Annotated in this window: 23 protein-coding genes; 16 read left to right on the top strand and 7 right to left on the bottom strand. The window is 40.5% G+C overall.

What is annotated here, in order from left to right:
* Positions 1 to 323: 323 nt before the first annotated feature.
* From ACXAEA_RS00190 to ACXAEA_RS00120, 15 genes are all read left to right on the top strand, one after another.
* A complete protein-coding gene (locus tag ACXAEA_RS00190; RefSeq protein ID WP_475094014.1) occupies positions 324 to 1,886 on the top strand; it encodes a spore germination protein in 1,563 nt (520 codons plus the stop codon).
* 24 nt (positions 1,887 to 1,910) lie between these two features.
* Positions 1,911 to 3,011: a GerAB/ArcD/ProY family transporter gene (locus ACXAEA_RS00185; protein WP_475094013.1), complete on the top strand. Its 1,101-nt coding sequence runs from the start codon at positions 1,911 to 1,913 to the stop codon at positions 3,009 to 3,011.
* On the top strand, positions 2,998 to 4,152 hold the full coding sequence (locus tag ACXAEA_RS00180) for a Ger(x)C family spore germination protein (RefSeq protein WP_475094012.1): 1,155 nt from the start codon (positions 2,998 to 3,000) through the stop codon (positions 4,150 to 4,152). The genes ACXAEA_RS00185 and ACXAEA_RS00180 overlap by 14 nt, the downstream gene beginning before the upstream one ends.
* Positions 4,153 to 4,485: 333 nt before the next feature.
* Positions 4,486 to 4,947: a DUF5661 family protein gene (locus ACXAEA_RS00175; protein WP_475094011.1), complete on the top strand. Its 462-nt coding sequence runs from the start codon at positions 4,486 to 4,488 to the stop codon at positions 4,945 to 4,947.
* A 185-nt stretch (positions 4,948 to 5,132) separates the two neighbouring features.
* A complete protein-coding gene (locus tag ACXAEA_RS00170) occupies positions 5,133 to 5,513 on the top strand; it encodes a hydrogenase maturation nickel metallochaperone HypA/HybF (RefSeq protein ID WP_475094010.1) in 381 nt (126 codons plus the stop codon).
* Positions 5,503 to 6,162, top strand: coding sequence for a hydrogenase nickel incorporation protein HypB (hypB, locus tag ACXAEA_RS00165; protein WP_475094009.1), 660 nt, complete (start codon positions 5,503 to 5,505; stop codon positions 6,160 to 6,162). The genes ACXAEA_RS00170 and hypB overlap by 11 nt, the downstream gene beginning before the upstream one ends.
* Positions 6,147 to 8,435 carry a carbamoyltransferase HypF gene (gene hypF / locus ACXAEA_RS00160; RefSeq protein ID WP_475094008.1) on the top strand — a complete coding sequence of 763 codons (2,289 nt, stop codon included), beginning with the start codon at positions 6,147 to 6,149 and terminating at the stop codon, positions 8,433 to 8,435. The genes hypB and hypF overlap by 16 nt, the downstream gene beginning before the upstream one ends.
* 14 nt (positions 8,436 to 8,449) lie before the next feature.
* A complete protein-coding gene (locus ACXAEA_RS00155) occupies positions 8,450 to 8,683 on the top strand; it encodes a HypC/HybG/HupF family hydrogenase formation chaperone (protein WP_475094007.1) in 234 nt (77 codons plus the stop codon).
* On the top strand, positions 8,658 to 9,761 hold the full coding sequence (gene hypD / locus ACXAEA_RS00150; protein WP_475094006.1) for a hydrogenase formation protein HypD: 1,104 nt from the start codon (positions 8,658 to 8,660) through the stop codon (positions 9,759 to 9,761). Before ACXAEA_RS00155 ends, hypD begins: the two co-directional genes overlap by 26 nt.
* A gap of 6 nt (positions 9,762 to 9,767) precedes the next feature.
* Positions 9,768 to 10,769: a hydrogenase expression/formation protein HypE gene (gene hypE, locus ACXAEA_RS00145; RefSeq protein WP_475098027.1), complete on the top strand. Its 1,002-nt coding sequence runs from the start codon at positions 9,768 to 9,770 to the stop codon at positions 10,767 to 10,769.
* Between the two features lie 56 nt (positions 10,770 to 10,825).
* On the top strand, positions 10,826 to 11,350 hold the full coding sequence (locus tag ACXAEA_RS00140) for a cytochrome b5 domain-containing protein (protein ID WP_475094005.1): 525 nt from the start codon (positions 10,826 to 10,828) through the stop codon (positions 11,348 to 11,350).
* Complete coding sequence (locus ACXAEA_RS00135; protein ID WP_475094004.1) at positions 11,347 to 12,252, top strand: hydrogenase small subunit; 906 nt, start codon at positions 11,347 to 11,349, stop codon at positions 12,250 to 12,252. Before ACXAEA_RS00140 ends, ACXAEA_RS00135 begins: the two co-directional genes overlap by 4 nt.
* Positions 12,245 to 13,651, top strand: coding sequence for a nickel-dependent hydrogenase large subunit (locus tag ACXAEA_RS00130; RefSeq protein ID WP_475094003.1), 1,407 nt, complete (start codon positions 12,245 to 12,247; stop codon positions 13,649 to 13,651). The genes ACXAEA_RS00135 and ACXAEA_RS00130 overlap by 8 nt, the downstream gene beginning before the upstream one ends.
* A complete protein-coding gene (locus ACXAEA_RS00125) occupies positions 13,651 to 14,106 on the top strand; it encodes a hydrogenase maturation protease (RefSeq protein WP_475094002.1) in 456 nt (151 codons plus the stop codon). Before ACXAEA_RS00130 ends, ACXAEA_RS00125 begins: the two co-directional genes overlap by 1 nt.
* Before the next feature lie 233 nt (positions 14,107 to 14,339).
* Complete coding sequence (locus ACXAEA_RS00120; protein WP_475094001.1) at positions 14,340 to 15,047, top strand: MerR family transcriptional regulator; 708 nt, start codon at positions 14,340 to 14,342, stop codon at positions 15,045 to 15,047.
* Between the two features lie 301 nt (positions 15,048 to 15,348).
* On the opposite strand, the gene ACXAEA_RS00115 is transcribed toward ACXAEA_RS00120, so the two are convergent.
* The 4 genes from ACXAEA_RS00115 to ACXAEA_RS00100 all read right to left on the bottom strand — a co-directional run bounded on the left by ACXAEA_RS00115 (position 15,349) and on the right by ACXAEA_RS00100 (position 17,670).
* Positions 15,349 to 15,879: an ECF transporter S component gene (locus ACXAEA_RS00115; protein WP_475094000.1), complete on the bottom strand. Its 531-nt coding sequence runs from the start codon at positions 15,877 to 15,879 to the stop codon at positions 15,349 to 15,351.
* Between the two features lie 230 nt (positions 15,880 to 16,109).
* Complete coding sequence (locus ACXAEA_RS00110) at positions 16,110 to 16,679, bottom strand: hypothetical protein (protein ID WP_475093999.1); 570 nt, start codon at positions 16,677 to 16,679, stop codon at positions 16,110 to 16,112.
* A 102-nt stretch (positions 16,680 to 16,781) separates the two neighbouring features.
* On the bottom strand, positions 16,782 to 17,147 hold the full coding sequence (locus tag ACXAEA_RS00105; RefSeq protein WP_475093998.1) for a hypothetical protein: 366 nt from the start codon (positions 17,145 to 17,147) through the stop codon (positions 16,782 to 16,784).
* 40 nt (positions 17,148 to 17,187) lie between these two features.
* Positions 17,188 to 17,670: a hypothetical protein gene (locus ACXAEA_RS00100; protein ID WP_475093997.1), complete on the bottom strand. Its 483-nt coding sequence runs from the start codon at positions 17,668 to 17,670 to the stop codon at positions 17,188 to 17,190.
* A 299-nt stretch (positions 17,671 to 17,969) separates the two neighbouring features.
* Between ACXAEA_RS00100 and ACXAEA_RS00095 the strand changes: the two genes are divergently transcribed.
* Complete coding sequence (locus ACXAEA_RS00095; protein ID WP_475093996.1) at positions 17,970 to 18,965, top strand: ABC transporter substrate-binding protein; 996 nt, start codon at positions 17,970 to 17,972, stop codon at positions 18,963 to 18,965.
* 101 nt (positions 18,966 to 19,066) lie between these two features.
* Here ACXAEA_RS00095 and ACXAEA_RS00090 read toward each other — a convergent pair whose 3' ends face one another.
* Genes ACXAEA_RS00090 through ACXAEA_RS00080 form a run of 3 tightly spaced genes read right to left on the bottom strand, consistent with a single transcriptional unit; the run spans position 19,067 to position 22,780 of the window.
* Positions 19,067 to 20,227: a Ger(x)C family spore germination protein gene (locus ACXAEA_RS00090; RefSeq protein ID WP_475093995.1), complete on the bottom strand. Its 1,161-nt coding sequence runs from the start codon at positions 20,225 to 20,227 to the stop codon at positions 19,067 to 19,069.
* Complete coding sequence (locus tag ACXAEA_RS00085; RefSeq protein ID WP_475093994.1) at positions 20,227 to 21,687, bottom strand: spore germination protein; 1,461 nt, start codon at positions 21,685 to 21,687, stop codon at positions 20,227 to 20,229. The genes ACXAEA_RS00090 and ACXAEA_RS00085 overlap by 1 nt, the downstream gene beginning before the upstream one ends.
* Positions 21,653 to 22,780: a GerAB/ArcD/ProY family transporter gene (locus ACXAEA_RS00080; RefSeq protein ID WP_475093993.1), complete on the bottom strand. Its 1,128-nt coding sequence runs from the start codon at positions 22,778 to 22,780 to the stop codon at positions 21,653 to 21,655. Before ACXAEA_RS00080 ends, ACXAEA_RS00085 begins: the two co-directional genes overlap by 35 nt.
* Between the last annotated feature and the right edge of the window lie 72 nt (positions 22,781 to 22,852).

The following is a 22,852-nucleotide window of genomic DNA, read 5'->3' as shown; positions in this document are numbered from 1 at the left end:
TCTATGCTCAGTTTTCATCCCACTTCTGCTCATTTCATTATTCTGTTTAGCAAGAAAAAATATACGAAAACAGAAGGATAATTACTATTCTAATAGTCGGGTAATTTTAACATAAAAAGTAAATACTACAATCAATGTATTCTAAAACGTTCTAACGATAATACTTCTGAGCATTTATAGGAGAGGCTTTTATGTTCAAGAAAATTCTTTCACTAATACCGGACTATATCATTTTCGTACAAGCATTTATTACATTTATAGTTCCTCTTGGATTTTATAAATTTTTCAAATGGGTTCACTCATTAGAGAAAGAGTGATGATAAGTGAAATGGCGGAAGCTAAACAAAAAACGGATGAAGATTGAGGGAATTGAAAAAAAAGCAGAACAAGATAAACAGCCATTTCAATCTATAAATGAAATTACCGGCAATCTTACGGAAGATTTGAATCTAATTCGCAAAGAGATCGGGCACAATTCAGATGTGAAATTTCGTGAGTTTCAAATGGGAACAACAGGTATTCGATGTGCCATTATTTTTATAGATGGGTTTGCAGATGCGGATGTAATTAATAATCATATTTTGGTTGATTTCATGTCGGCTTCACCAAAAGAAACCGGCCATCCATTAAAAAAATCCTCCTTAAAAGAATATATTAAAAACCAAGCTCTTTCTGTATGCGGCTTAAATGAAGTTCGTACTCTTAAAGATATAACCTCCGGAGTAATGTTTGGGTCAATTGCGATTTTAGTCGATGGTCTTGAAGACGTTTTCCTGGTTGGCGGTGCTAAAGCTAAAACAAGAAATGTTGATGAGCCGCTTACTGAGGCATTGGTACGTGGACCCAGGGTAGGTTTTATTGAAAATTTAAAGGATAATACTGCTCTTCTACGGCGGCATGGCAAAGATCAAAACTTATCCATAATCAGCTCTCATGTAGGAGAGCGGTCCAAAAAAGAACTAGTCATTATCTATATGAAGGATATTGTGGACCCTCATTTATTAGAAGAGGTGAAGCAACGGATTAATAAAATAAAAATTGATGATGTACATGACTCTAGTTATATTGAACAATTAATCGAAGATAATTTTTTAAGTCCATTCCCGCAAGTGCAAAGTACAGAACGACCTGATCGTGTTATGGGTGCTTTGATGGAAGGAAGGATAGCTATCCTGTTGGACGGCTCACCTTTTGCCTTAATTGTTCCTGTTACCTTCCATATGCTTTTGCAGTCACCTGAGGACTATTACGAAAGATGGATGGCTGCGACATTAATTCGTATATTACGTTATTTTTCAGCCTTTATTGCTTTATTTGTTCCTTCTTTATATATTGCTTTTATTTCCTTTCACCCTGGATTAATTCCAACCAAGCTTATTTTCTCCATTGCAGCCAGCAGAGAGGGAGTTCCTTTTCCCCCTCTAATTGAGGCACTCATAATGGAAGTAGCTATAGAAGTATTAAGAGAAGCCGGGCTTCGTTTACCAAAACCAATTGGACAATCGATAGGGATCGTAGGCGGGTTAGTGATTGGAGAAGCAGCAGTGCAAGCAGGAATAGTTAGTCCAATCATGGTTATCGTAGTTGCTGTCACGGCCATATCTTCATTCACGCTCCCGCAATATAGTGTTGGGGTTGCATTAAGAATTCTTCGCTTTGCCTCAATGCTATTTGCTAGTGTCTTTGGATTATATGGAGTTGTTCTTTTCTTCCTGTTGCTATGCAGCCATTTGGTCAGGCTTAAAAGTTTTGGCATTCCATATGTGAGCCCTGCTGTATCATTTCGACTGAATGATTGGAAGGACTTCATGATACGGGTTCCTTTATTCCTGATGAAACGCCGTCCAAGGCTGTTGGATCCAAAAGATTCAGTAAGAAAAAGTTAATGGTTTGAAAGGAGTTGACTAATTATGCCTTCCAGTCCTATAGATCGAATAACTACACATCAAGCAGTAATGTTTGTCATTAATTTTATTTTCGGTGCAGGAATTTTAACGCTGCCCAGAACCATGACAGAGAAAATCAATACTCCCGATTCTTGGATCGCAATAACTATTACTGGATTAATTATTACACTTGTAGCAGTAATGATATTAAAACTATGCCAAAGATACCCGAACGAAACTTTCTTTCAATTTAATCAAAAACTCCTTGGGAAATGGATAGGATTGCTGCTAAGTTTCACAGTTATCTGCTATTATATTGTGTTGTCCGCATATGAGGTTCGAACTATGGCTGAAACTACACGATTATTCTTACTTCAGGGAACTCCAACATGGGCTATTATGATGCCATTTTTGTGGATTGGCCTATACTTAGTGCAGGGCGGGGTAAATGCCATTGCTCGGCTATTAGAAATTATTTTTCCAATTACGGTTCTTTTTTTCCTTTTGGTCATGTCTTTAGGCATCGGGTTATTCGAGGTTGATAATTTACGTCCAGTGTTAGGGTCAGGGGTTAAGCCCGTCTTAAAGGGGCTAACAACCTCCTCTCTTTCCTTTGCAGGCTTCGAAATACTTCTCTTTATTTATATGTTTATGAAAGAAAAAAACAAGGCAACAAAAGTTCCATTACTTGGAGTTGGAATACCCTTTATCTTTTATACCATTACAGTGGTAATCGTAATAGGTTCCATATCAGTAGACGGAGTGGTGTCACAAACATGGCCGACACTCACGTTTATTCGAAGCTTTGAACTCACAGGACTTTTATTTGAACGGTTCGATTCCCTCATTCTTGTCATTTGGATTATGCAAATATTCGCTTCGTATGTCATTGCTTTATTTATTGCTACTTTAGGTTTAAATCAGATTTTTTCGACAAGTAATCACGTTATTATTTATAGTATAATACCTCTCATTTATTTCATTTCTATGATTCCTAAAAATATAAATAATGTATTTAAAATCTCAGATATTATTGGTAATTTCTCCCTTAGTTTTTTTGTTGTTATGCCGCTAGTCCTTTTGATTATCTCTAAGGTGAAGGAAAGAAATTATGAAAAAATGTAAACCTGTACTAAGAAATTCTTTTGTCTCGATGCTTTTACTTTTTCTTCTGTCAGGTTGCTGGAGCAGCCAGTCCATTGAAGATTTAAATATCGCCGTTGGCTCAGCTGTAGATAAATCAGATGATGGAAAAATACGATCAACTCTTCAATATGTAATACCACAAGCAATCGGTAATTCAAGTAGCAAATCACCACAACAAAAATCTTATATTAATGTCTCTGCGACAGGAATTTCACTAGAACCAATCGGTTGGGAAACGACCTTACGAAGAGAGGGTCCTATTTCAGGGGCACATCAAAAAGCAGTGATTATTGGGCAGGATCTTGCCCGTGAAGAGCCACTTAGAGAAATAACAGATTTGTTTTTTCGGGATATAGATATTAGAGGAAGTACTTTAATCTTTATTTCTAAAGGAGAAGCTGCACGAACTCTCGAATCAAAGGAAGCCGGCGTCATTCCTGCAATACGCTTGGTAGAAATTGCAGAACAGGAACTTTCAACAAGAGCATTGAGGCAGCTAGCTTTAATGAAGATATGGGGAAAATCGAACTCGCAGACCAGCTTTCTTTTACAGCTGATTGATTTAAAAAAGGGAGAAATTGAATTTGATGGAGCGGCCGTAATAAAAGGAAGAACAAACAAGATGATTGGGATTCTTAATAAAGAAGAGATTGAAGGCATAAATTGGATAACAGGAGAAGGTAAAAGCGGAGCGGTAAAAGCCTTCCAAAAAAAATCGGATAAACCAACATATTATCAGATTGAGTCAATGAAGAGCAAAATTAAGCCGCATGTTACCGGTGATAGAATTTCGTTTAATGTAAAAATTGAGTCAGAGGGAAGAATCGGTGAATATTGGAATCCTCACTTTAAACCTGCTTTTAAGAATAAAACAATTAAACACATAGAAAATGCGGCTGAGAAAGAAGTTATGCGTTTAGTAGGAAATACCACAAAAAAAATGCAAAAGGAATTCGGAGTAGATGTTGGAGGATTTGGCAATCAATTGCGAATTAAATATCCTAATGTTTGGGAAAAAGTGAAGGACAATTGGGATGAAAAATTTAGTGAGATTCCCATCACCTATGATGTATCGATTACGATTAAGGATTACGGAATGATTGGGTCAAAGAAAAAATAGATAACTTTTGTTCGTACAACATAAGAGCTAAAATATAAGGCAGAACGATGTAATCTGCTGCTCAAATCCTGAATAATTAGGGTTTTTAGTAGGCTGTTAAATGCAAACAATTGGATCATCTTCGATTTTTTTTTATGGAGGCTTCTCATAAGTATCTAAACTTATGGAAAGCTTCTTTTTTCATTTCTTACATAAATCCTGCTCAATTTTCCATCATTCAATTACCAGTAAAATAAGCAATCAGGTTGACTTAAGAATAATCCAAGTACAATTCCTAAAAGGATGCATAGGATGAAAATGATCATCTGAAAATATTGGAGGGGATTGAAATAAATGTTTAATGATTCCTATTTGTATCCATTTCCGCATCCTAATTATGTGAATGTACCAAGGCATAACTGTAGCCGACAGTTAACTAATTGGATCCATCCATTTGCTCCAGTTCATGTAACGAAAGCTAATGCGGAAGAAGGTGAAGGTCGCCGCAATGGAAATGCAGGCAGAAATAGAGCGACAAATTCAACCAATGCAAAAACAGCCTTCACTAAAGAGGAAGCAGCAGCAATCGCTTTGCTATTAGGTATTGATTTTAACAAAACGAAATTTGATTTAGATGAGTTTTTGATGGGTGTCAATACTGAATTAGAGCACGGAAGGAAATATTACCCGACAAATGTAACTGAGGATGATCCCATTACTACTGGGAAAATTGCATTAGCTCATCTCAACGAGTTTCCTGATTATTATTTTAGATTGAAGAAACTAGAGGAAGAAGCAAAAGTATATTGGAACTAATGATTGTCGAGTATTAATTTTTCTCACATACATCGATGATATGAAAATAGACGAAACTCCCCAACTGCAAAAGTGTGGGGATTTTTTTGTTTAAGATAGACTAAGCTTTTCAATCCACCATTCAAGCTTGGCTCACAGGTCTTTTCCATAAAGACAGGCATAAAATATGAAGAAGGATTTCGCGGATGGTGATGGGAATGCATGAGTTGTCTCTTATGTCTGAAATCATTGAATTAGTTTCTGAGGACGCTGCTGCAAGAGGCTTTAAAAAGGTGAATAGGATTGATGTAATCGTTGGTGATTTATCAAATGTATTGCCTGATGCCCTGGAGCTGGCCCTCATGTTTTTTCAAAGGCAAGAGGACTGTTTGATTGACCAAGATAGTAAGCTGCATATTATACGGGAAAAAGCAAAAGCGCGATGCCAAACATGCCAATGTGATTTTTGTCCGGACTATAGGATTGCGCTTTGTCCGGAGTGCGGAATTCCCGGCAGCTTGCTTGTAAGTGGTGAAACTTTCAGGGTTGAATCCTATGAAGGAAGTGGTGGAGACGATGAAAATTAAGCTCGAGGCAGATGTGTTAAAGGATAACAACATAGCTGCTGCCTATAACCGAGAAACATTTAAAACGAATAAAACACTTGTCATCAACATCATGAGTTCACCTGGCGCTGGAAAAACAACGCTCCTGGAAGAAACCATCAAAGCATTAAGTCATGATTTTACAGTGGCAGTGATTGAAGGAGATTTGGCTACAGACCGTGATGCAGAACGATTGCGCTCTTTAGGGATAAAAACCATCCAGATTAATACGGTGGGAGGCTGCCATCTTGACGCAAGGATGATTGCCGGAACATTGCCGGAATTTAAGCTGGAAGATATCGATATTCTCTTTATTGAGAACATAGGGAACCTGGTATGTCCGTCAGGTTATGATTTAGGACAAGATTTTAAAGTCGTTGTTTTAAGTGTCCCGGAAGGCAATGATAAAATCCCGAAGTATCCAGTGATGTTCAGGCGCACGGATTTGACGATTATCAATAAGATCGACCTCCTGCCATATGTGTCATTTAGTGTCGAGGAAGCCAAAAAAGACTTGGAATCTATTAATCCTGCCGCAAAGCTCAAAGTTTTGTCTGCAAAGAGTGGCGAAGGTCTTGAAGACTGGATCAACTGGATAAAGGAAGCGTACTTTCAATGTATAAAGCGTTAAGCATCAAGGTGACGGGAAGGGTTCAGGGAGTTGGATTCCGGCCATTTGTCTATTCGCTTGCGCAAAAATTCCGTTTAACTGGAACTGTCCAGAATAATTTCGACCATGTCATTTTAATTTTGGAAGGAAAGAATGAGTATCTAGTAAAAGCCATGGAAGAACTGAAGGGTTCTCCGCCAACTCTATCGAAGATCGATAAAATCACCGTAACCGAAATTCCCCCTGTCCATTTTGAAGAATTTGCAATCGTTCCAAGTAAGCAAATAGAGTCATCTTCCTTACCCTGGATACCAGCTGATGCGGCCATTTGCGAAGATTGCCTGGCTGAAATGAATGAACCATCCAACCGGCGATATCATTATCCATTCATAAACTGTACACAATGCGGGCCGCGCTACACGATCATAAAGGCTTTGCCCTATGATCGCCCTCATACAACGATGAGTGAATTTACAATGTGTAAGCAGTGCCAAGAAGAATATGATAACCCGTTGAACCGGCGGCACCATGCACAGCCTATATGCTGTACCGTTTGTGGTCCTGCTGTTCAACTTTATCATCACAGCAGGGAACTGGTCACACAGGACGAGGAAGCACTCCTAAAGTCAGGTGCTCTCATCAGGAGCGGCCATATTGTCGGCATCAAAGGAGTCGGAGGATATCATTTGGCATGTGATGCTCTTCAAGAGAGGGCCATCGAAGAAGTAAGGTCCAGAAAGAATCGGCCTGGCCGGCCACTGGCCATTATGGCAAGGGATCTTGATGTTGTAAAAAAGCATTGTTATCTATCCGAAGCTGAAGAGGAAATGCTGGCCAGTCCTGTCATGCCCATTGTAGTGTTACGGAAAAGAGAGGAATGCACCCTTCCAGAAGTGCTGTCATCTGGACTATCCACAGTCGGAGTCATGCTGCCCTACACCCCATTGCATCATCGATTATTTGAGGCAAGCGGGCTGGAATGCATGGTCATGACCAGCGCCAACTCTTCGGGAATGCCGATTTCATATAAAGTAGAATCCATCAAGGATGGTTTATATGATTACCTGTTAACTCATAATCGTGATATTCATCTTCCGATTGATGATTCTGTTGTGCAGTTTAGCGATGATTATATGTTTTATCATCGGCGGGCAAGAGGGTTTGTACCGGATCCTTTTCACACAGAGTCAGATGTGGAAGGCATCATTGCCTTTGGCGGGAATCAAAAAAATACGTTTTCTGTTGGGAAGCAAAAGGACATTGTAATCAGTACCTATATTGGCGATCTTGATAACGAAGAGATGACTGGTTTTTTCAAGGACCAGCTCCATCATTATCAAACATGGCTGGATGTAAAGATAAAACATATAGCGGTTGATAAACATCCTATGTACGCATCAGCAGAACTTGTAAAAGATTATGATTGTAACGTCATACCCATCCAGCATCATCACGCTCACCTTGTATCCTGTATGGAGGATAACGGAATAATGGAACCCTGTTTCGGTATCATCCTGGATGGAACTGGGTATGGAGATGACGGGAATATCTGGGGATTCGAGTTTTTATACGGTGACGCCCATTCCTTTGAACGTCTTGGCCATTTAGAATATACCCCGCTCCCAGGCGGAGAAAAAGCTGTAAAAGAAACATGGAGAAATGCCGTTGGGATGCTGCATCATTTTTGGCAAGAAGATGGAATCGAACTGGCTATGAAACTATTCCCTGACAAAGTGAATGAAATCGACATCATAAAAAGGATGATCGTTAATCAAGTTAATACACCAATGGCGGGTACATGCGGAAGAATCTTTGATGCGGTCAGTGCCATTTTAGGTATTTGCTTATCTTCTTCCTATGAAGGAGAAGCGGCAATCAAATTATCAGACCGAATGATGAACGAAAGGGAACATTCAGACGGGATTTATCCATTCCATATAAAAACTAACCTTGAGAATCGACTTCTACTTGACCTTTCCCCGATGATCTACCAGATATCCCGGGATAGACTAAACAATCGTTGTAACACCGCAATTATTCATACTTTTCATCGAACCATTGTTTCATGCTGTGTTGAGATGATCTCCAGACTAGTAAAATTAAATCCACATATGAACAGGACGGTCATGTTGTCAGGAGGCACGTTCCAAAATATTTATTTACAGAAAGAGATAAAAGCAAAGCTTCAGGAAGAAGGTTTTACCGTTAAGACACATAAAAAAGTGCCTTGTCATGATGGCGGCTTATCATTAGGTCAAATCATCATTGCTTCTCATTCTATTAAAAGTAAGTAAGGGGGTGGATGAATATGTGCCTGGGAGTACCTGCAAAGGTTATGAAGATTGAGGAGCAGACAGCTCTAGTGGATGTTATGGGATCCAGGATGTATGTCGGGATCATATTCGTTCCAGAAGTTAAGGAAGGCGATTATGTATTGCTTCATGCTGGACAGGCGATGACGGTAGTAGACGAGAAATATGCTCACGAAAGCATTGAGGAATGGAGGAATGTCTTAAATGGAAAGTATGGAAACCTTCTCTGATCCGGTATTGGCACGCCATTCACTGGCAGCAGTTATCGAATTAGCCGGCCAATTTAAAAAGGAATATGGAAGAATGCCAGTGTTAATGGAAGTGTGCGGATCACATACGATGGCATTTGCCAAATCAGGAATAAAAACCAGATTAAAAGATCATGTCAGGCTTATTGCTGGTCCCGGGTGTCCAGTGTGTGTGACAGACCAAAAATCCATTGATGCGATGATCCAATTAGCAGAAGGTTCCAACCGGATACTATGTACATTTGGCGATATGTTGCGTGTACCAGGTTCCCGGATAAGTCTAATGAAAGCAAAAACGGACGGCAAAGACATTCGAGTTGTCTATTCTCCACTCGATAGCGTGAAAATTGCAGAGGAAAATCCGGATAGAGAAGTAATATTTTTAGGAATCGGGTTTGAAACTACAATACCAATTTTAACTCTTGCCATAAGCGAAGCAGAAAGAAAAGGATTGAAGAATTATAGTGTTTGGATGACAACTAAATTGGTAGAACCAGTAATGAGAGCCCTTCTTGATTCAGGAGAGGTAAGACTGGATGGCTTTATTTTACCAGGCCATGTTTCGGTCGTATTAGGTAAGAGGAGCTTTGATTTTTTAGCTGAATATCAAATATCCGGTGTGATCACTGGGTTTGAACCTGTTCAATTACTAAGCGGCATCTATAAAATACTGCAACTTTTACTTGAGAATAAGCATGATGTATTGAATGACTATAAATATGTTGTAAAAGACGAAGGTAACCTTCATGCACAAAAATTAATCAAGCAATATCTGCAGGTCCATGATGAAGACTGGAGAGGAATGAGTACGATTCCTCAAAGCGGGCTTGTCCTGAAGGATGAATACGCACAATTTGACGCGAAGAAGAAGTATAGAGTATCTGTGGGAGAGCCAAGAAAAACAAAATGTCGCTGCGGGGAAATCATTAGAGGATTAGTCATTCCTGAAGAGTGTGTTTTGTTTAATAAAGGGTGTACGCCAGCCCACCCGATTGGGCCTTGTATGGTTTCAACGGAAGGAACTTGCGCGGCTCATTATCAATACATGAGAGGAGAATAGACATTGATACAGAAAATCGGTTTAGCTCATGGAGAGGGCGGTGAACTTACTCACCAGCTTATTCAGGATGTGTTCATTAAGTCGTTTGGCCATGGCGTGCAAACTAAATTAGATTCTGCGATTCTGCCAGGGCTTCAAAATAATATAGTCGTGACAACGGATAGTTTTGTCGTAAAGCCCATCTTCTTTCCAGGAGGCGATATAGGGAAGCTGGCCATAACGGGGACGGTAAATGATTTAGCTGTTAGTGGAGCGATCCCGCGGTTTATTACAGCAGGATTCATTCTTGAAGAAGGGTTTCCAATCCAAGATTTGAAAAAGGTTGTCCAAAGTATGGCAGAAGAGGCAGATCGAGCGGGCGTCCAGATTATTGCAGGAGATACAAAAGTAGTCGAAAAGGGAAGTGCAGATCGTATATTTATTAATACGACAGGCATTGGGGAGATGCATGAGAAGCACTATCCAAAACCGGAGGAAATGAAAAAAGGTGACTCCGTGATCATAAGTGGGACAATAGGAGATCATGGCACCGCCATTCTTGGCGCGCGCAATGAGCTGGGGTTGATGACAGATGTTACGAGTGATTGTGCGTCATTAAATCACCTTGTTAAAAAGCTAATAAATGAAGTTGGCGGCATTCGCATCATGCGAGACCCTACAAGAGGAGGGCTCGCGACCACGTTAGTTGAGATATGTGAAGACTTCCAAGTGACGATTGAGCTTGATGAAGCCTCTATTCCTGTAAGGAAAGATGTCCATGGAGCATGTGATATTTTAGGATTCGACCCTCTATATTTAGCCAATGAGGGAAAAGTAGTGATCATTGTAGAATCGAGTTTAGCAGAGAGAGCCATGAAAATCATAAAACAAAATAAATTCGGAAGAAATGCCAGTGTAATCGGGCAGGTTTCATCGGTGGAGTCAGGAAAACTGCTGGTGAGGACCCCTTTTGGTACAACGCGCAGGCTGCAGCGTCTCTCGGGGATGCTTTTGCCAAGAATATGTTAATTATTCGTGGGCTGATGCATAGGATAGGAGGAAAGCCGCCTTAAGGAGAGGAAGTCATGAACAACACGGAGTTAATCAGATTACAGCTGAATCACCTTGTCACTCAGGCACGGCAGGATTTATATACAATTTCTAGAACTAGTGATTACTACATGAAACAACAAATTTTACAACGTTTATGGGATGCGCTTTCTTCCATTCATTTTCTAAGTGAACTGCTGGCTAATCAGGCCACAAAACATTTTGCACCAGCTCAGCCTGGTTCCATGCTGCCAATGGTTAATACAAATCAACCACAAATCCCGCCGATCACTCCCCTGCCTAATCAAAACACTCAATCAATCAATCAACGGAATTTTACTATTGAAGAACTATCAACATACGATGGGAAAAATGGAAGACCTGCTTATGTTGCGGTTAATGGCATCGTCTATGATGTAACGAACAATCGGGCGTGGGCAGCAGCCACCCATTTTGGTCTGGTTGCCGGGAGAGACTATACTCAGGAGTTTGCCTCCTGCCATGCTGGACAACAATCGCTGCTGGCTATGCTGCCAGTGGTTGGGAGGTTAGTGCAATGAACCAGCCAATCCTGCCACCTGAATCATTAACAAATGAGGCAATTGCTGAAAGGCTTACAAAAACAGTCATTAAGAAGATTGATAGGGGACTAACCAAGAAAAGGAACTTAGTGTACTTAGAATTGAATGGATGCTCGGGAAATATAATTTCTTTGCTGAATGGTCAAAATCCTGATTTTGAATATACCTTAAATTCGATGGTGAATCTTCGTTACAGTAATAGTCTAATGGCAGCCGAAGGAGAACAGGCCATCGAAAAGCTGATGGAAGCATTAAATGAAGATTTTATCCTGGCTGTTGAGGGGGCAGTCGCATTAAAAAATAACGGTCTTTACAATATCATCGGCAGCTGGAATGGAAAGCCGCTTACAGGTCTGCAGGCAGCCAAAATGTTTGGAGAAAAAGCAACCAGTATTTTGGCTGTTGGAGCATGTGCTACACATGGCGGTGTTTCCGCTGCCAAGCCCAATCCATCTGAGTCAGTGGGCTTACAAACGGTTCTTCCAGAGAAGAAGATGATAAAACTGCCAGGATGCCCTGTCCATCCTGACTGGTTTTTAGGAACACTGGCTCACCTCATCCTTTATGGAGAACCAGAAACAGATAATCTGGGCCGACCGCTTATGTTTTACAGTACCCTGATTCACGATCGATGTCCGAGAAGACCTTTTTTTGACCGTGGGATTTTTGCTGAAAAATTAGGAGATAAAACATGTTTATTCAAGCTTGGATGCCGCGGTCCGGTGACAAGGGTCGATTGTCCAACAAGACAATGGAACGGCCATGTCAATTGGCCAATAGGAGATAATACTCCATGCATCGGCTGTGCGCAATTTGGTTTTCCGGATGCAATGGCTCCATTTATTAGTTATGACACGACAAGGGTGGTGAAGGATGAGTAAGCGAATTGTCATTAACCCCTTAACGCGAATCAGCGGTTTTATGGAAATTGATGTAATGGTAGAAAATAATCAAGTTGTGGACGCAAAAACGAAAGGCAATTTATTTAGAGGTTTTGAACAAATGTTAATTGGCAGAAGTCCATTTGATTCCGTTTATTTTACTCAGCGGATCTGCGGGATTTGCTCGGCAGCACATTCAATGGCATCTTCTTTAGCATTGGAGGATGCCTTGAATATTGAGCCCATGGAACAAGGGAGGTATTTAAGGGATATTATTCATTGTTGTGAGTTCCTGCAGAATCATATTCGTCATTTTTATCAATATACGGTTCCTGATTTCGTGAAAATTGATCAAAATCCTTTATTTCAAACGGATCATGATGATTATCGATTGCCAAAGGACATAAATGACCGTATTGCCAAGCATTACTTTGAGTCGCTCAGCATTAGCCGGCTTGCTCATCAGATGCTGGCGGTCCTTGGAGGAAAAGCCCCTCATAACCATGGAGTATTCATCGGAGGGATTACTACTCAGGCGACAGCAGAAAAGGTTGTTCATCTGGATTCTATTTTACAGAAGATAACAGTGTTCATTGACGAAAAAATGATTCCGGATGTATATGATATTGCTCGATATTATCAAGAATACTTTCAATTAGGTGGTGGATACGGGAACTTACTCTCGTATGGATCTTTTAACCATTATAAAGATCTTGGGACATTGTATGTTGATCCGCTTGTCTTGACGAAGAATAGAATCGAGGTGTTTGACGAAGGCAAAATCCAAGAGAAAATCGATTACTCTTACTATACATCAATGGAAAATACCTATTCACCGGGAGAAGTCGTCCCACAGCCGGATATGGATAAAAAAGATGCCTATTCCTGGGTAAAAGCGCCAAGATACAATGGGCTCCCTTTTGAAGTTGGACCGCTGGCAAGATTGATATTGAGTGGATCGTATGATATAAGAATCTCAGCAATGGATCGAACAATCGCCAGGGCCCTGGAGGCGAAAAAAATAGCGGAAATAATGAAAGTATTGCTCCAACAGATCATCCCAGGAGTAGATGTGCAGAAAAAATACGAACTTCCGGGATCGGCATCTGGAAGGGGATTGGTCGATACGACAAGAGGAGCCCTGGGACACTGGCTGAAAATAGAAGATAAGAAAATCTCATTCTATCAAATCATTACTCCGTCCACATGGGATTTTTCGACAAGGGATGAAAACGGTTATAGAGGAACTGCCGAAGAAGCGTTGATCGGCATGCCAATCCAAAATCCGGAGAAGCCTGCCGAGATAGGAAGAATCCTTCGTTCATTTGATCCTTGTATGTCGTGTGCGACTCATGTCTACACTCCAGGAAAGCAAGTAAAGACAATAAAGGTGTTTTGATGGAAAAGATAATTGTTTTAGGTATTGGCAATCGACTGATGATGGATGATGGAATTGGTATTTATTTAATTGAGCATTTATCAAATCTGAATCGTGCTCCTGATGTTTCGTTTTTGGTTGGTGAGTCAGATATTGATTATTGCATGACTCAAATCATGGACGCTGCATTTGTCATAATTGTCGATGCAGTAGTTTCAGGAGATGCTCCGGGAGAGGTGACGATTTATCCAATTTCCGAGTTGCATGAACACCGTGAATTGGATATCTCCCCGCATAACTTTCATCTGTTTAATCTTTTGTATCTGCAAAAAGAATCGATCAAAGGATTTCTTATTGGAGTGGAACCATATGAGATAAAGTTTCATATTGGGTTGAGTAATACCTTAAATGAGAAATGGAACAAGATCTTGCAGGACGTAGCACACACTATTGAGAGATTGATAGGGGAGAATTGAGTGTATTGGGAAGTCGTTGGTTGTATATCGCTTGAGTAAAGCCCAGCTTCAACCTCCGTTGAAGCTGGGCTTTATACTTTTTGAATTGCTCTCTTTTTATCTATGGCAGAGAAGAAAATTCTCTCTAAACGATATGGTTATACCGATATACCTCCTGTAAAATATGAATTTGTGCGATATGGCTCTTGCGATTTTTTTAAAAACCCTTCATATTAAAGGACAGGAGGTGCGATATGCGAAACGATATTCAACCTAATGAACGGGCTTTCTCTACCAAGGAAGTGGCTGAAGAAGTGGGGATTGCAACCCCAACAGTTAGAAAGTACGGACAAATATTAGAGCGCAATGGATACGAGTTTATGAAGGATGGCGATCGGCGAATCTTTGTTGAATCCGATATTAAAGCTCTTATAGCGCTGCGCGATACGGACAAGCCACTGGACGATACAGCCAAGGACCTGGTGGATCAGCAAAAAGAAAGATTAAAAGGAACCATTGAAACAGATGTAGCGACCACCGATACAAATGAAAATTTGCCGCAAGACCCTAATCAGTTAAAAGAGGTATTAATGTTTTTAGCAAATGAACTTGCAGCGACACGGGAAATGAATCTACAGCTGACAAACGATATGTCACAGCTTAAAACAAAAGTATCCCAGCTCCAGCAGGACCACCATATCATAAGTTCAAGTATTGGGAATTCTGCTCAAAGAACGAATGCTAAAATAGAAAAATTGACTGAACAGCAAAGCGTCCATTATGAATCGTTATTGGAACAAGAGAAACATAGAAGTGAACTCTTGCAAAAAGAATTACAGAAAATGCGGGACGAACAGAAAGATGAGTGGAGTTCACAAAATGATTTTAATAAACGTTTAGAAGAAGAGTTGCAGAAAAGGAACGCAGGATGGGGATGGCTTCTCTCTTTATTCAAGAAATAATGTCCGTAGCGCGGGGCGATATGGGGTAATCCCAATATAGCGTTCCGCAATACATATTGGCCTTGGGGCAATACGGCAAGATGCAGCATCCTTGTTTTAAACTTCCAGACATTATTTTTTGAAATTCAACATTTCCCGAGAAATATCATCAAGATATGATTCTATCGACAAAATTCTTCTAATCATAGATAGCCACTTATTGTAACAAAAAATAATATTTTGCGGATTTACATAACATGAAAAAAGCCCCAATGAAGCAGAATTTGCTTCATTGAAGCTTTTTGAATTTTAGCTGCAAAACTTAAAATAAGATTCTTCTCTTTATGCGTGCTACAAGTGGTACAACAATGATTCCAGCTATGACAACCTGCATGACGTTTCCAGGGATGGAACCAAAGGGCTGGATCCAGTTTCCGTAAAGGATGACTTCTGCAAAATAATAGCCTACGATCTTTATAATAAGGGCTGCGACAACGGCTAGTGAGTATACAACCACTCTTTTGCCAGGTGCTTTTTCCGCTATGAGCCCTGCTACATAACCCATTGCACCGACGATGACGAAGGTAAATGGCGCCCAGACGGCCCAGCCAGAGATGAGATCAAACAAGCCCATTCCAAATGCACCGGCAATCGCTCCTGTTTTTCTGCCGAAAACGAAAGCAGCTATGAATAGAGGAACGTTTCCCAGATGGATCAGGCCTCCGTTGCCCATTATTGGAAGCTTCAAATTGATGAACATGGTAGCTACTACGGTCAATGCGATGAAAAGGGCATTGATGACTAAAATTCTTGTTTTAGTCGTTTCGCTTGATGATGAGAATGTTGCATTCATATGGTGACCTCTTTCTTTTTTGATACTATCATACTCCTTATTGGTAACTTAATAAATACATAATAATATACACAGGTTCAGATTTCTGGAAATAACCCTGGTGTAGTATCGAAAAATAAAAAAGCACCCAGAGGATGCTCTTGTATGTTAATGGAGTTGGGAATGCAAAACAGAACGATGAGGAATGGTTGAAGAATGGCCTATTATGTTCATTAATTGGATCATCAGGATTAATCGATAGATTTACTGTCATCCTGGGAAACCGCACTATCAACAGGATTATCGGATGCGCTGCTTTTATTCTGTGAAAGCGCGCTGTCAGTCGCCTGGCCGATGGCACTGCTGTAATTTTGGGCAAGTGCAGTATCAGTAGGGGCATTCGAAGAGCTGCTGCTGCCCTGGGCAATGCTGCTGTTTGTAGGATCATCTGCCGCGTTACTGTGATCCTGGGCGACGGCACTATTGACTGGATCATCGACTGCGTTACTATGTTTAACCGCCACAGCGGAATGGTCTACATGGCCGATGGAGATTTGTTCAGGGTTTTGGTGCTGGCTTAAATTAAGGTGGAGGTTTAACTGGAGCGGATAGTTCTGTAATATGTTCTGAAGCTTGCTGTTAAAATCAGGGCCGGAATGTACTTCAATCAGCTCGGAAAGTTTTCTGTTGATTTCCTTTTTCAGCTTAGGCTCCAGATATTCAGCAATCATTTTTTTGAATTCTTTCCTGATCTTCTTGGTCAAGTCTTCAGATAACTCATCCATGATTTCTTGCTTCATTTGTTTAGCCCATTTATCCATATAACTCACCTCTTTTTCTATAATGTTTCAGGGAGTAAAAGTGACACAATCAATCCCCACTGCACACGGCTGTGGGGGATTGATTGTCTAAATAAAAGAGTATTAGATTTCTCTTGCTTTGCTATCATCAAGAGCAACAGCACTGTTGTTAGGATTATCAGATGCATTGCTGTCATCTTGTGCAAGGGCACTAGTATCAGTATCATCAGCTGCATTACTCTTAGCTTGAGCTACAGAGCTGTTATTAGGATTATCGGAAGCGTTGCTGCGACCCTGCGCAACTGCGCTCGCATCTGGATTATCGGAAGCGTTGCTCCATCCCTGTGCAACAGCACTGGTATCAGGATTATCAGATGCATTGCTTCCTTTCAGGGCAATCGCACCATTGTCGATGTAGCCAATCGCGAATTGTTTTGGGTATTGAATTTGATCCGGGCAATCATGGTCTTTTTTATCCTTTTTGTACACTTAATCTCACTCCTTTTCGAAAATGGTATTAACAGGGTAATTAGAGAATTTGACGTGCTTTGCTGTCATCGAGTGCAACAGCGCTGTTGTTTGGATTGTCAGAAGCATTGCTGTCATCCTGGGCCAAAGCACTGTCTGTTGTGTCATTTGCAGAACTGCTGCTTCCTTGAGATACAGAGCTGTTATCAGGATTATCAGAAGCATTGCTGCCGCCCTGAGCTACTGCGCTGTCTGTAGGATTGTCAGAAGCATTACTGTAATGTTGTGCAACGGCACTAGTATCAGGATTGTCGGATGCATTACTGTTATCGATGGCAATCGCGCCATTGTTGATGTAGCCAATCGCAATCTGCTCTGGTTCCTGCGCCTGCATAAAACACTTGTCATCCTTTTTCTTCATATCGTACTTGTCATCTTCTTTCTTCTTATCGCATTTGTCTTCCTTTTTGCGCTTTTTGTGGTCTTTTTCGCAGTAGTGCGGATCCCACGGCTTCATTGGGTACTTCTTGTACTCTTTATACATTTGTTTCACTCCTTTATTAATAGATTCCTTAGCATTATATTTCCATATTTTTTTTTCGTATGGACAAACTACCTAATTTATTTTCTAAAAAGGAAAATGTACGTTTGTAGCAAGGAATTCACCTATAAGACTAGTAATGTACTTAAAAAAAGTTTACTATTGTCCTCATTTGTTGGACGTGTTAATATCAGAATATTAAAAATAATATAAAAAACGCTTACAAAAGGAGGGCTTTATAAAGTTTTTTCATTCATCAATGGCTGGCATAATCAGTTTTTTAATTTTGGGGAGGATGAAGGATGAAAAAGAGTTTGGCGGTTTTATTGAGCGGTGCGATGCTGATGCTTGCGGCATGCGGCGGCGGAAGTGATCAGGCGAGCGGAGACAAGAAAGAGAAGATGGTCAAGATCGGAATTACTCAGATTGTAGAGCATCCGTCTCTGGACGCTGCGAGGGAGGGTTTTATTGCTGCGCTGAAGGATGCAGGTTATGAGGAAGGGAAAAATCTTAAGCTTGATTACCAGAATGCCCAGGGAGACATGAACAACAACGCGTCGATTGCGCAGAAGCTGGTTTCGGACAAGAATGATCTCATATTAGCGATTGCGACACCGAGTGCACAGGCAGCTGTCCAGGCGACAAAAGATATTCCAATCCTGTTCACCGCGATTACCGATCCTGTCGGCGCGGAGCTTGTACAAAGCATGGAAAAGCCAGGCGGAAATGCGACTGGAACATCTGATACCCATCCAGATGCCATCAAGAATACGATCGCGGCAATCAAAAAATTCATTCCTGATGCGAAAAAGGTCGGCATTATCTATAACAATGGGGAGCCGAACTCTGTCGTGAATGTGAAAAATGCAAGGGAAGCGCTGGAGGAAGCAGGACTTGAAGCAGTGGAGACAACCATTTCAACGAGCTCTGAAGTAAAACAGGCGGCTGAATCGATGGTCGGCCGTGTCGATGTCCTGTATATTCCAAAGGATAATACAGTTGTTGCTGCGCTTGAATCTGTCATCACGGTAGCGAATGACAAGGATATCCCAACCTTCGTGGGTGAAGGGGATTCAGTAAAACGCGGAACCTTTGCTTCCTATGGATTTGATTATCATGATCTTGGCTACACAACTGGAAAAATGGCTGTGGAAATTCTAAAGGGCAAAAAGCCAAGCGAAATTCCTGTCGGCTTCCCTGAAAACCTGGAGCTAATCATTAACAAGAAAGCAGCTGAAGAGGAAGGTATTAAGTTGACGGAAGATATGCTGAAAGACGCCAACATTGTTGGTGAATAGTCTTAAGCAGAGTCAAGGGTGAGTTTTTGAGAGAAGTCAAAAAGGCCATTCAGCTGTTTTAACAGTTGGATGGCCTGTGCTATATGTTTCTGATGCTTATTTCATTTGAATCCATTGCTTTTCGGATTATATTTATAACTATTAAAGTGTAAAATCTGTACATTAACCTTTACGTCTTTGAGTGAATCTTGATCCAAATAAAACTCCTTTTTCGCTGCTAAATCCCTGTATTCATAAGGATGTTCCCTGAACCACGTTTCTCCGACATTGAGAAGATCAGTTCTATTTGTTATTCCGTCCATGACTAGTGCCTTTACTTTTGTTTTTATGTCCTCTTCGATTTTTTTCTTTAATTCATGTTCTGGGATATCCTTTATTCTTTCCACCAAATTAGCACTTACTGCGAGTTCAATCGAAACTTTTGGTGTCTTGGATTTTTCGTCATATTTTATCTTCATTTTTGGAGAGGCTAATTTGACTACTGCCGCTGTCTCTCCTTCATAAACAACCTTTTGGTTTAAAAGGACTTTCTTTTCTAACAGCCAGTTAACATAGACGGAATCCCTGAAAGGAAGTGTTTTAACAAATTTCTTTTGCTGAAAAAGTGCAAATCCATCAAAGTATAAAACCGGATAGCTCTTATCAGCCTTCCAGCTCTCAGGGTCTATTTTTACGGAAGGAAGCCTGGCAACGCCCATTGGTTCATAATATCCTCTTAAAAAAGACATCAATGTAACAGGTTTTAGTTCATCCTGAAATAATTCAGTGTCTCCTTTTTTAAAAAGGACAGTGTACACTGCGGGATAGTTAAAAAGCGCTTTGACATTAAAAACCTTCTCAATATCTTCTGCTGTCGTCATGACCCTTAAGGTTGGGCGAAGGGATCGATTTCTTGCTATTTCCGTGATCACTTCGTCGAAACGGTTCTCAACCAGATTTTGACTTAGGACAAGTGTGATGACATGGCCGAAAAATAAGGGAGGCTCTGCTTTACTGTAGAGTTTGCTAACAGCTAAATTTAGAGTTTCACCAGTCTCGGATGCAATGAAAATAGGGACCGGTTCTGCAGGTCTGCCACCTTCTTGTTTAGCCACATTGGCAAAATTCAAGCCCTGGACATAAGCGGTATACTCATGTGTCTCCTTGTTATAATCCATGCCAATCGCAACGATATAGGTCAGGTCCTGGATATTTTTTATATTGTTGCAGCCAGTAAGCAGCAGGCAAGAAATTAATAAAAAAGAAAAGAACTTTTTATTCATTAAGATTGTTCACCCCTTGTCCGATCCTCTGGACTGGTAGTGTCCGTTCTTGTTTTGTAGTACTGGACTGGTCCCTTTAAAAAGGACTTTATTAGCTCCCGCAAGCTGACAGGAGCAAGAGATCCAAGGTATGGAGCACCAAAAGAAGAAATAGTCGAAAAGTAAAGTACTGATAAAATAAATCCTATAATAACACCAAAGAGTCCTAAAAAGGTGCTCAAGATGATAATAGTGAATCTTAAAATCGTAATAGCAGAGCTCAAAGATTGATTAACCAAAGTAAAAGATGCGATATAAGTGATTGCTGCAACAACCAGCATGGTTGGTGATGTCAGGCCTGCCCGTATGGCAGCATCACCTACAATAAGGCCGCCTAATACGGCTACTGTTTGCCCAATTGCCCTGGGCAGCCGTACGCCAGCTTCATTGAACAGCTCGAACAAAAACAGGATGATAAACATTTCGATCGGTGCCGATAAGGGCAGCCCGAAACGGGATACAGAAATGGTTGCTACCAGTAAGTATGGAATCTGCTCAATATTGAATGAAGAAAATGCAATCCAAATCCCTGGAAGGAAGGTGGAAATCAATAACCCTACCATCCTGATCAATCTTTCCATTGAAACATATGCGTAGCTTATGTAGGAGTCCTCAGGTGATTTTGTCTGCAATAACAGGCTCATGGGCGCTAGACTCACAGTTGGATTGCCTTCAACAAGCAGAGCAAAACGTCCCTGGTTCATTGCCTGAACAATAAAATCAGGTCTTCCTGTGAAGTCCATAGTTGGAAAAAATGAATAGGGTCGGTCCCTGATACAGGATTCAAGTTCATAGATACTGGTCAAAACATCCAGTTCAACTTTATTCAGTCTTTTGTGAACTTCCTCAAGTACGTTCTTGTCAATTACGTCGTCAAGATACATGAGTGCCACTTTCGTTTTGCTTCTTTCGCCAAAAGTATATTTCTCCAGGCATAATGACGGTGTGTTGAGCCTTCTTCTGATCAAAGAAATATTTGTATTCAAATCTTCGACGAATCCATCCTTCGGGCCCCTAATGGATGTTTCAAGTGCTGATTCTTCTGGCTGACGTTTAGGAAAGCTGCCAGCACTAATGCTTAAAAGGGCATTATTGAAAAGAAAAATGGCAAATCCTTCGAAAAGTAAATGTGCTAATTCTTCAATAGGTCTGGATGTTACATCTTCTGCCTGAAATAAAGAATGGAGCTTGTCCTTCGCTGAAGAAGTTTCAGAATGGACTGCCAGTTTAGGCAGGATATACTGATCTAAATAATGCGTATCGATTAAGCTTTCAAAATAAAAAAATTCAAATGTTTCATTTCCGGTGATGTGCTTTTTGGCTATGAAATCCGCGCTTTTTTTTAAGTAATCTTTCAGCTTTTCACTGGTTTCCCTTAATTTTTCGTTAGGTAGCGGATTCGATCTTTTTGTTCTTTCCATGTTGTTCATCTCTCTTCTTCAAAACGAATAAAAACAGGGCAGACAGCAGGATTTGAATCATGAAAAATATCATGCTTGCCGGTAAAAAAAACAAATAAAGATACTTATAGAAATCATAGGTTTCAACATTGAAGAGCATGCTGCCAAATAGCAAAATGTATAAGACTGCGACAAGCTTTGGCCTCAATCTGTAATGTTTAACTTTTTGAGTTAGCAGGATGCCGATTAGATACATAAACAAACCGATCCGGATCAATGCCCCGCTAAGCCATTGATATAAGGCGAAAAAATCTAAATGGGAAATATATTCACCGATACTCAATACCCGCCACTGTTCATAGGCGGGATATTGGAAGTTAGTTGCTTCCGTTGGTCCGAATTCCATGATTGCTGCTGTAAGCGGGCCCAATATTAAGCCAGTCAGTATAGTCAATAAAATGAACAATTGCCTGAATTTTATCCGTTCCTGTGTAAATGGCTGCAGCAAAATGACAATGTAAACTTCGAGCAGCCCGGAGAGACTGTAGAAAATGCCTTTAATGAGTGGATCGTAGCCATCGGCTAACAATGGAAGCAACAAACTGGGATCTTTTAAGTCTGTGTTTGTAATCGAGATGAAAATTCCAAATATCATTACCAGGGGCAGCAGGAACCCGCTTGAGATTGCCATATATTTGACCCCGGCCAGCGTGACGATAAAACATGAGGCGATTAAAATGCAATTGATCATGAAGACGGAGGAATCTGCCAGATAATAGGCATTTAACCAAAGCACCAAGTCCCTGAAGGTAATATAGGAACTGGCAAATAAAAAAATAATGGTTGGGAGAGAAACAATGATAGAAAAAGCCCTTCCAAACCTCTGCTTAATCATCGTGAAAAAACCTTCTTCATGACTGTTTTTCACAATATAATAGATCAGCCAAAGAAAGAAAAGCGAGAGTGGATAAGCCAAAATGACGCTTAACCAGCTGTCTCTTCCGGCTGCAGTAAGCAGGTTTGGAATCAGGATGACATGATTAAGCAGTCCGGTTGATAGAATCAGCAGCATGAATAACTGCCTTGGTATTAATACTTTTATTAAACTTCTCATCGAATCACCAAATCTATTTTAGATTGAAGTTAGTATCACCATAAAATGAGAAAATATTTTCTTAGCAGATAA

Source organism: Mesobacillus sp. ABV4_180 (assembly GCF_056158485.1).
Note: the sequence above shows the minus strand (reverse complement) of the source record. Positions and strands in the feature narration are given on the sequence as shown.

Bases quoted from the DNA above. Each gene is read 5' to 3' on its own strand.
- hypF (WP_475094008.1), top strand. From the start codon at position 6,147: ATGTATAAAGCGTTAAGCATCAAGGTGACGGGAAGGGTTCAGGGAGTT.
- hypD (WP_475094006.1), top strand. From the start codon at position 8,658: ATGGAAAGTATGGAAACCTTCTCTGATCCGGTATTGGCACGCCATTCA.
- ACXAEA_RS00115 (WP_475094000.1), bottom strand. From the start codon at position 15,879: ATGAATGCAACATTCTCATCATCAAGCGAAACGACTAAAACAAGAATT.
- ACXAEA_RS00125 (WP_475094002.1), top strand. From the start codon at position 13,651: ATGGAAAAGATAATTGTTTTAGGTATTGGCAATCGACTGATGATGGAT.
- ACXAEA_RS00110 (WP_475093999.1), bottom strand. From the start codon at position 16,679: ATGGATAAATGGGCTAAACAAATGAAGCAAGAAATCATGGATGAGTTA.
- ACXAEA_RS00085 (WP_475093994.1), bottom strand. From the start codon at position 21,687: ATGGAAAGAACAAAAAGATCGAATCCGCTACCTAACGAAAAATTAAGG.
- hypB (WP_475094009.1), top strand. From the start codon at position 5,503: ATGAAAATTAAGCTCGAGGCAGATGTGTTAAAGGATAACAACATAGCT.
- ACXAEA_RS00170 (WP_475094010.1), top strand. From the start codon at position 5,133: ATGGTGATGGGAATGCATGAGTTGTCTCTTATGTCTGAAATCATTGAA.
- ACXAEA_RS00185 (WP_475094013.1), top strand. From the start codon at position 1,911: ATGCCTTCCAGTCCTATAGATCGAATAACTACACATCAAGCAGTAATG.
- ACXAEA_RS00140 (WP_475094005.1), top strand. From the start codon at position 10,826: ATGAACAACACGGAGTTAATCAGATTACAGCTGAATCACCTTGTCACT.
- ACXAEA_RS00095 (WP_475093996.1), top strand. From the start codon at position 17,970: ATGAAAAAGAGTTTGGCGGTTTTATTGAGCGGTGCGATGCTGATGCTT.
- ACXAEA_RS00120 (WP_475094001.1), top strand. From the start codon at position 14,340: ATGCGAAACGATATTCAACCTAATGAACGGGCTTTCTCTACCAAGGAA.
- ACXAEA_RS00155 (WP_475094007.1), top strand. From the start codon at position 8,450: ATGTGCCTGGGAGTACCTGCAAAGGTTATGAAGATTGAGGAGCAGACA.
- ACXAEA_RS00175 (WP_475094011.1), top strand. From the start codon at position 4,486: ATGTTTAATGATTCCTATTTGTATCCATTTCCGCATCCTAATTATGTG.
- ACXAEA_RS00135 (WP_475094004.1), top strand. From the start codon at position 11,347: ATGAACCAGCCAATCCTGCCACCTGAATCATTAACAAATGAGGCAATT.
- ACXAEA_RS00090 (WP_475093995.1), bottom strand. From the start codon at position 20,227: ATGAATAAAAAGTTCTTTTCTTTTTTATTAATTTCTTGCCTGCTGCTT.
- ACXAEA_RS00130 (WP_475094003.1), top strand. From the start codon at position 12,245: ATGAGTAAGCGAATTGTCATTAACCCCTTAACGCGAATCAGCGGTTTT.
- ACXAEA_RS00180 (WP_475094012.1), top strand. From the start codon at position 2,998: ATGAAAAAATGTAAACCTGTACTAAGAAATTCTTTTGTCTCGATGCTT.
- ACXAEA_RS00100 (WP_475093997.1), bottom strand. From the start codon at position 17,670: ATGTATAAAGAGTACAAGAAGTACCCAATGAAGCCGTGGGATCCGCAC.
- ACXAEA_RS00080 (WP_475093993.1), bottom strand. From the start codon at position 22,780: ATGAGAAGTTTAATAAAAGTATTAATACCAAGGCAGTTATTCATGCTG.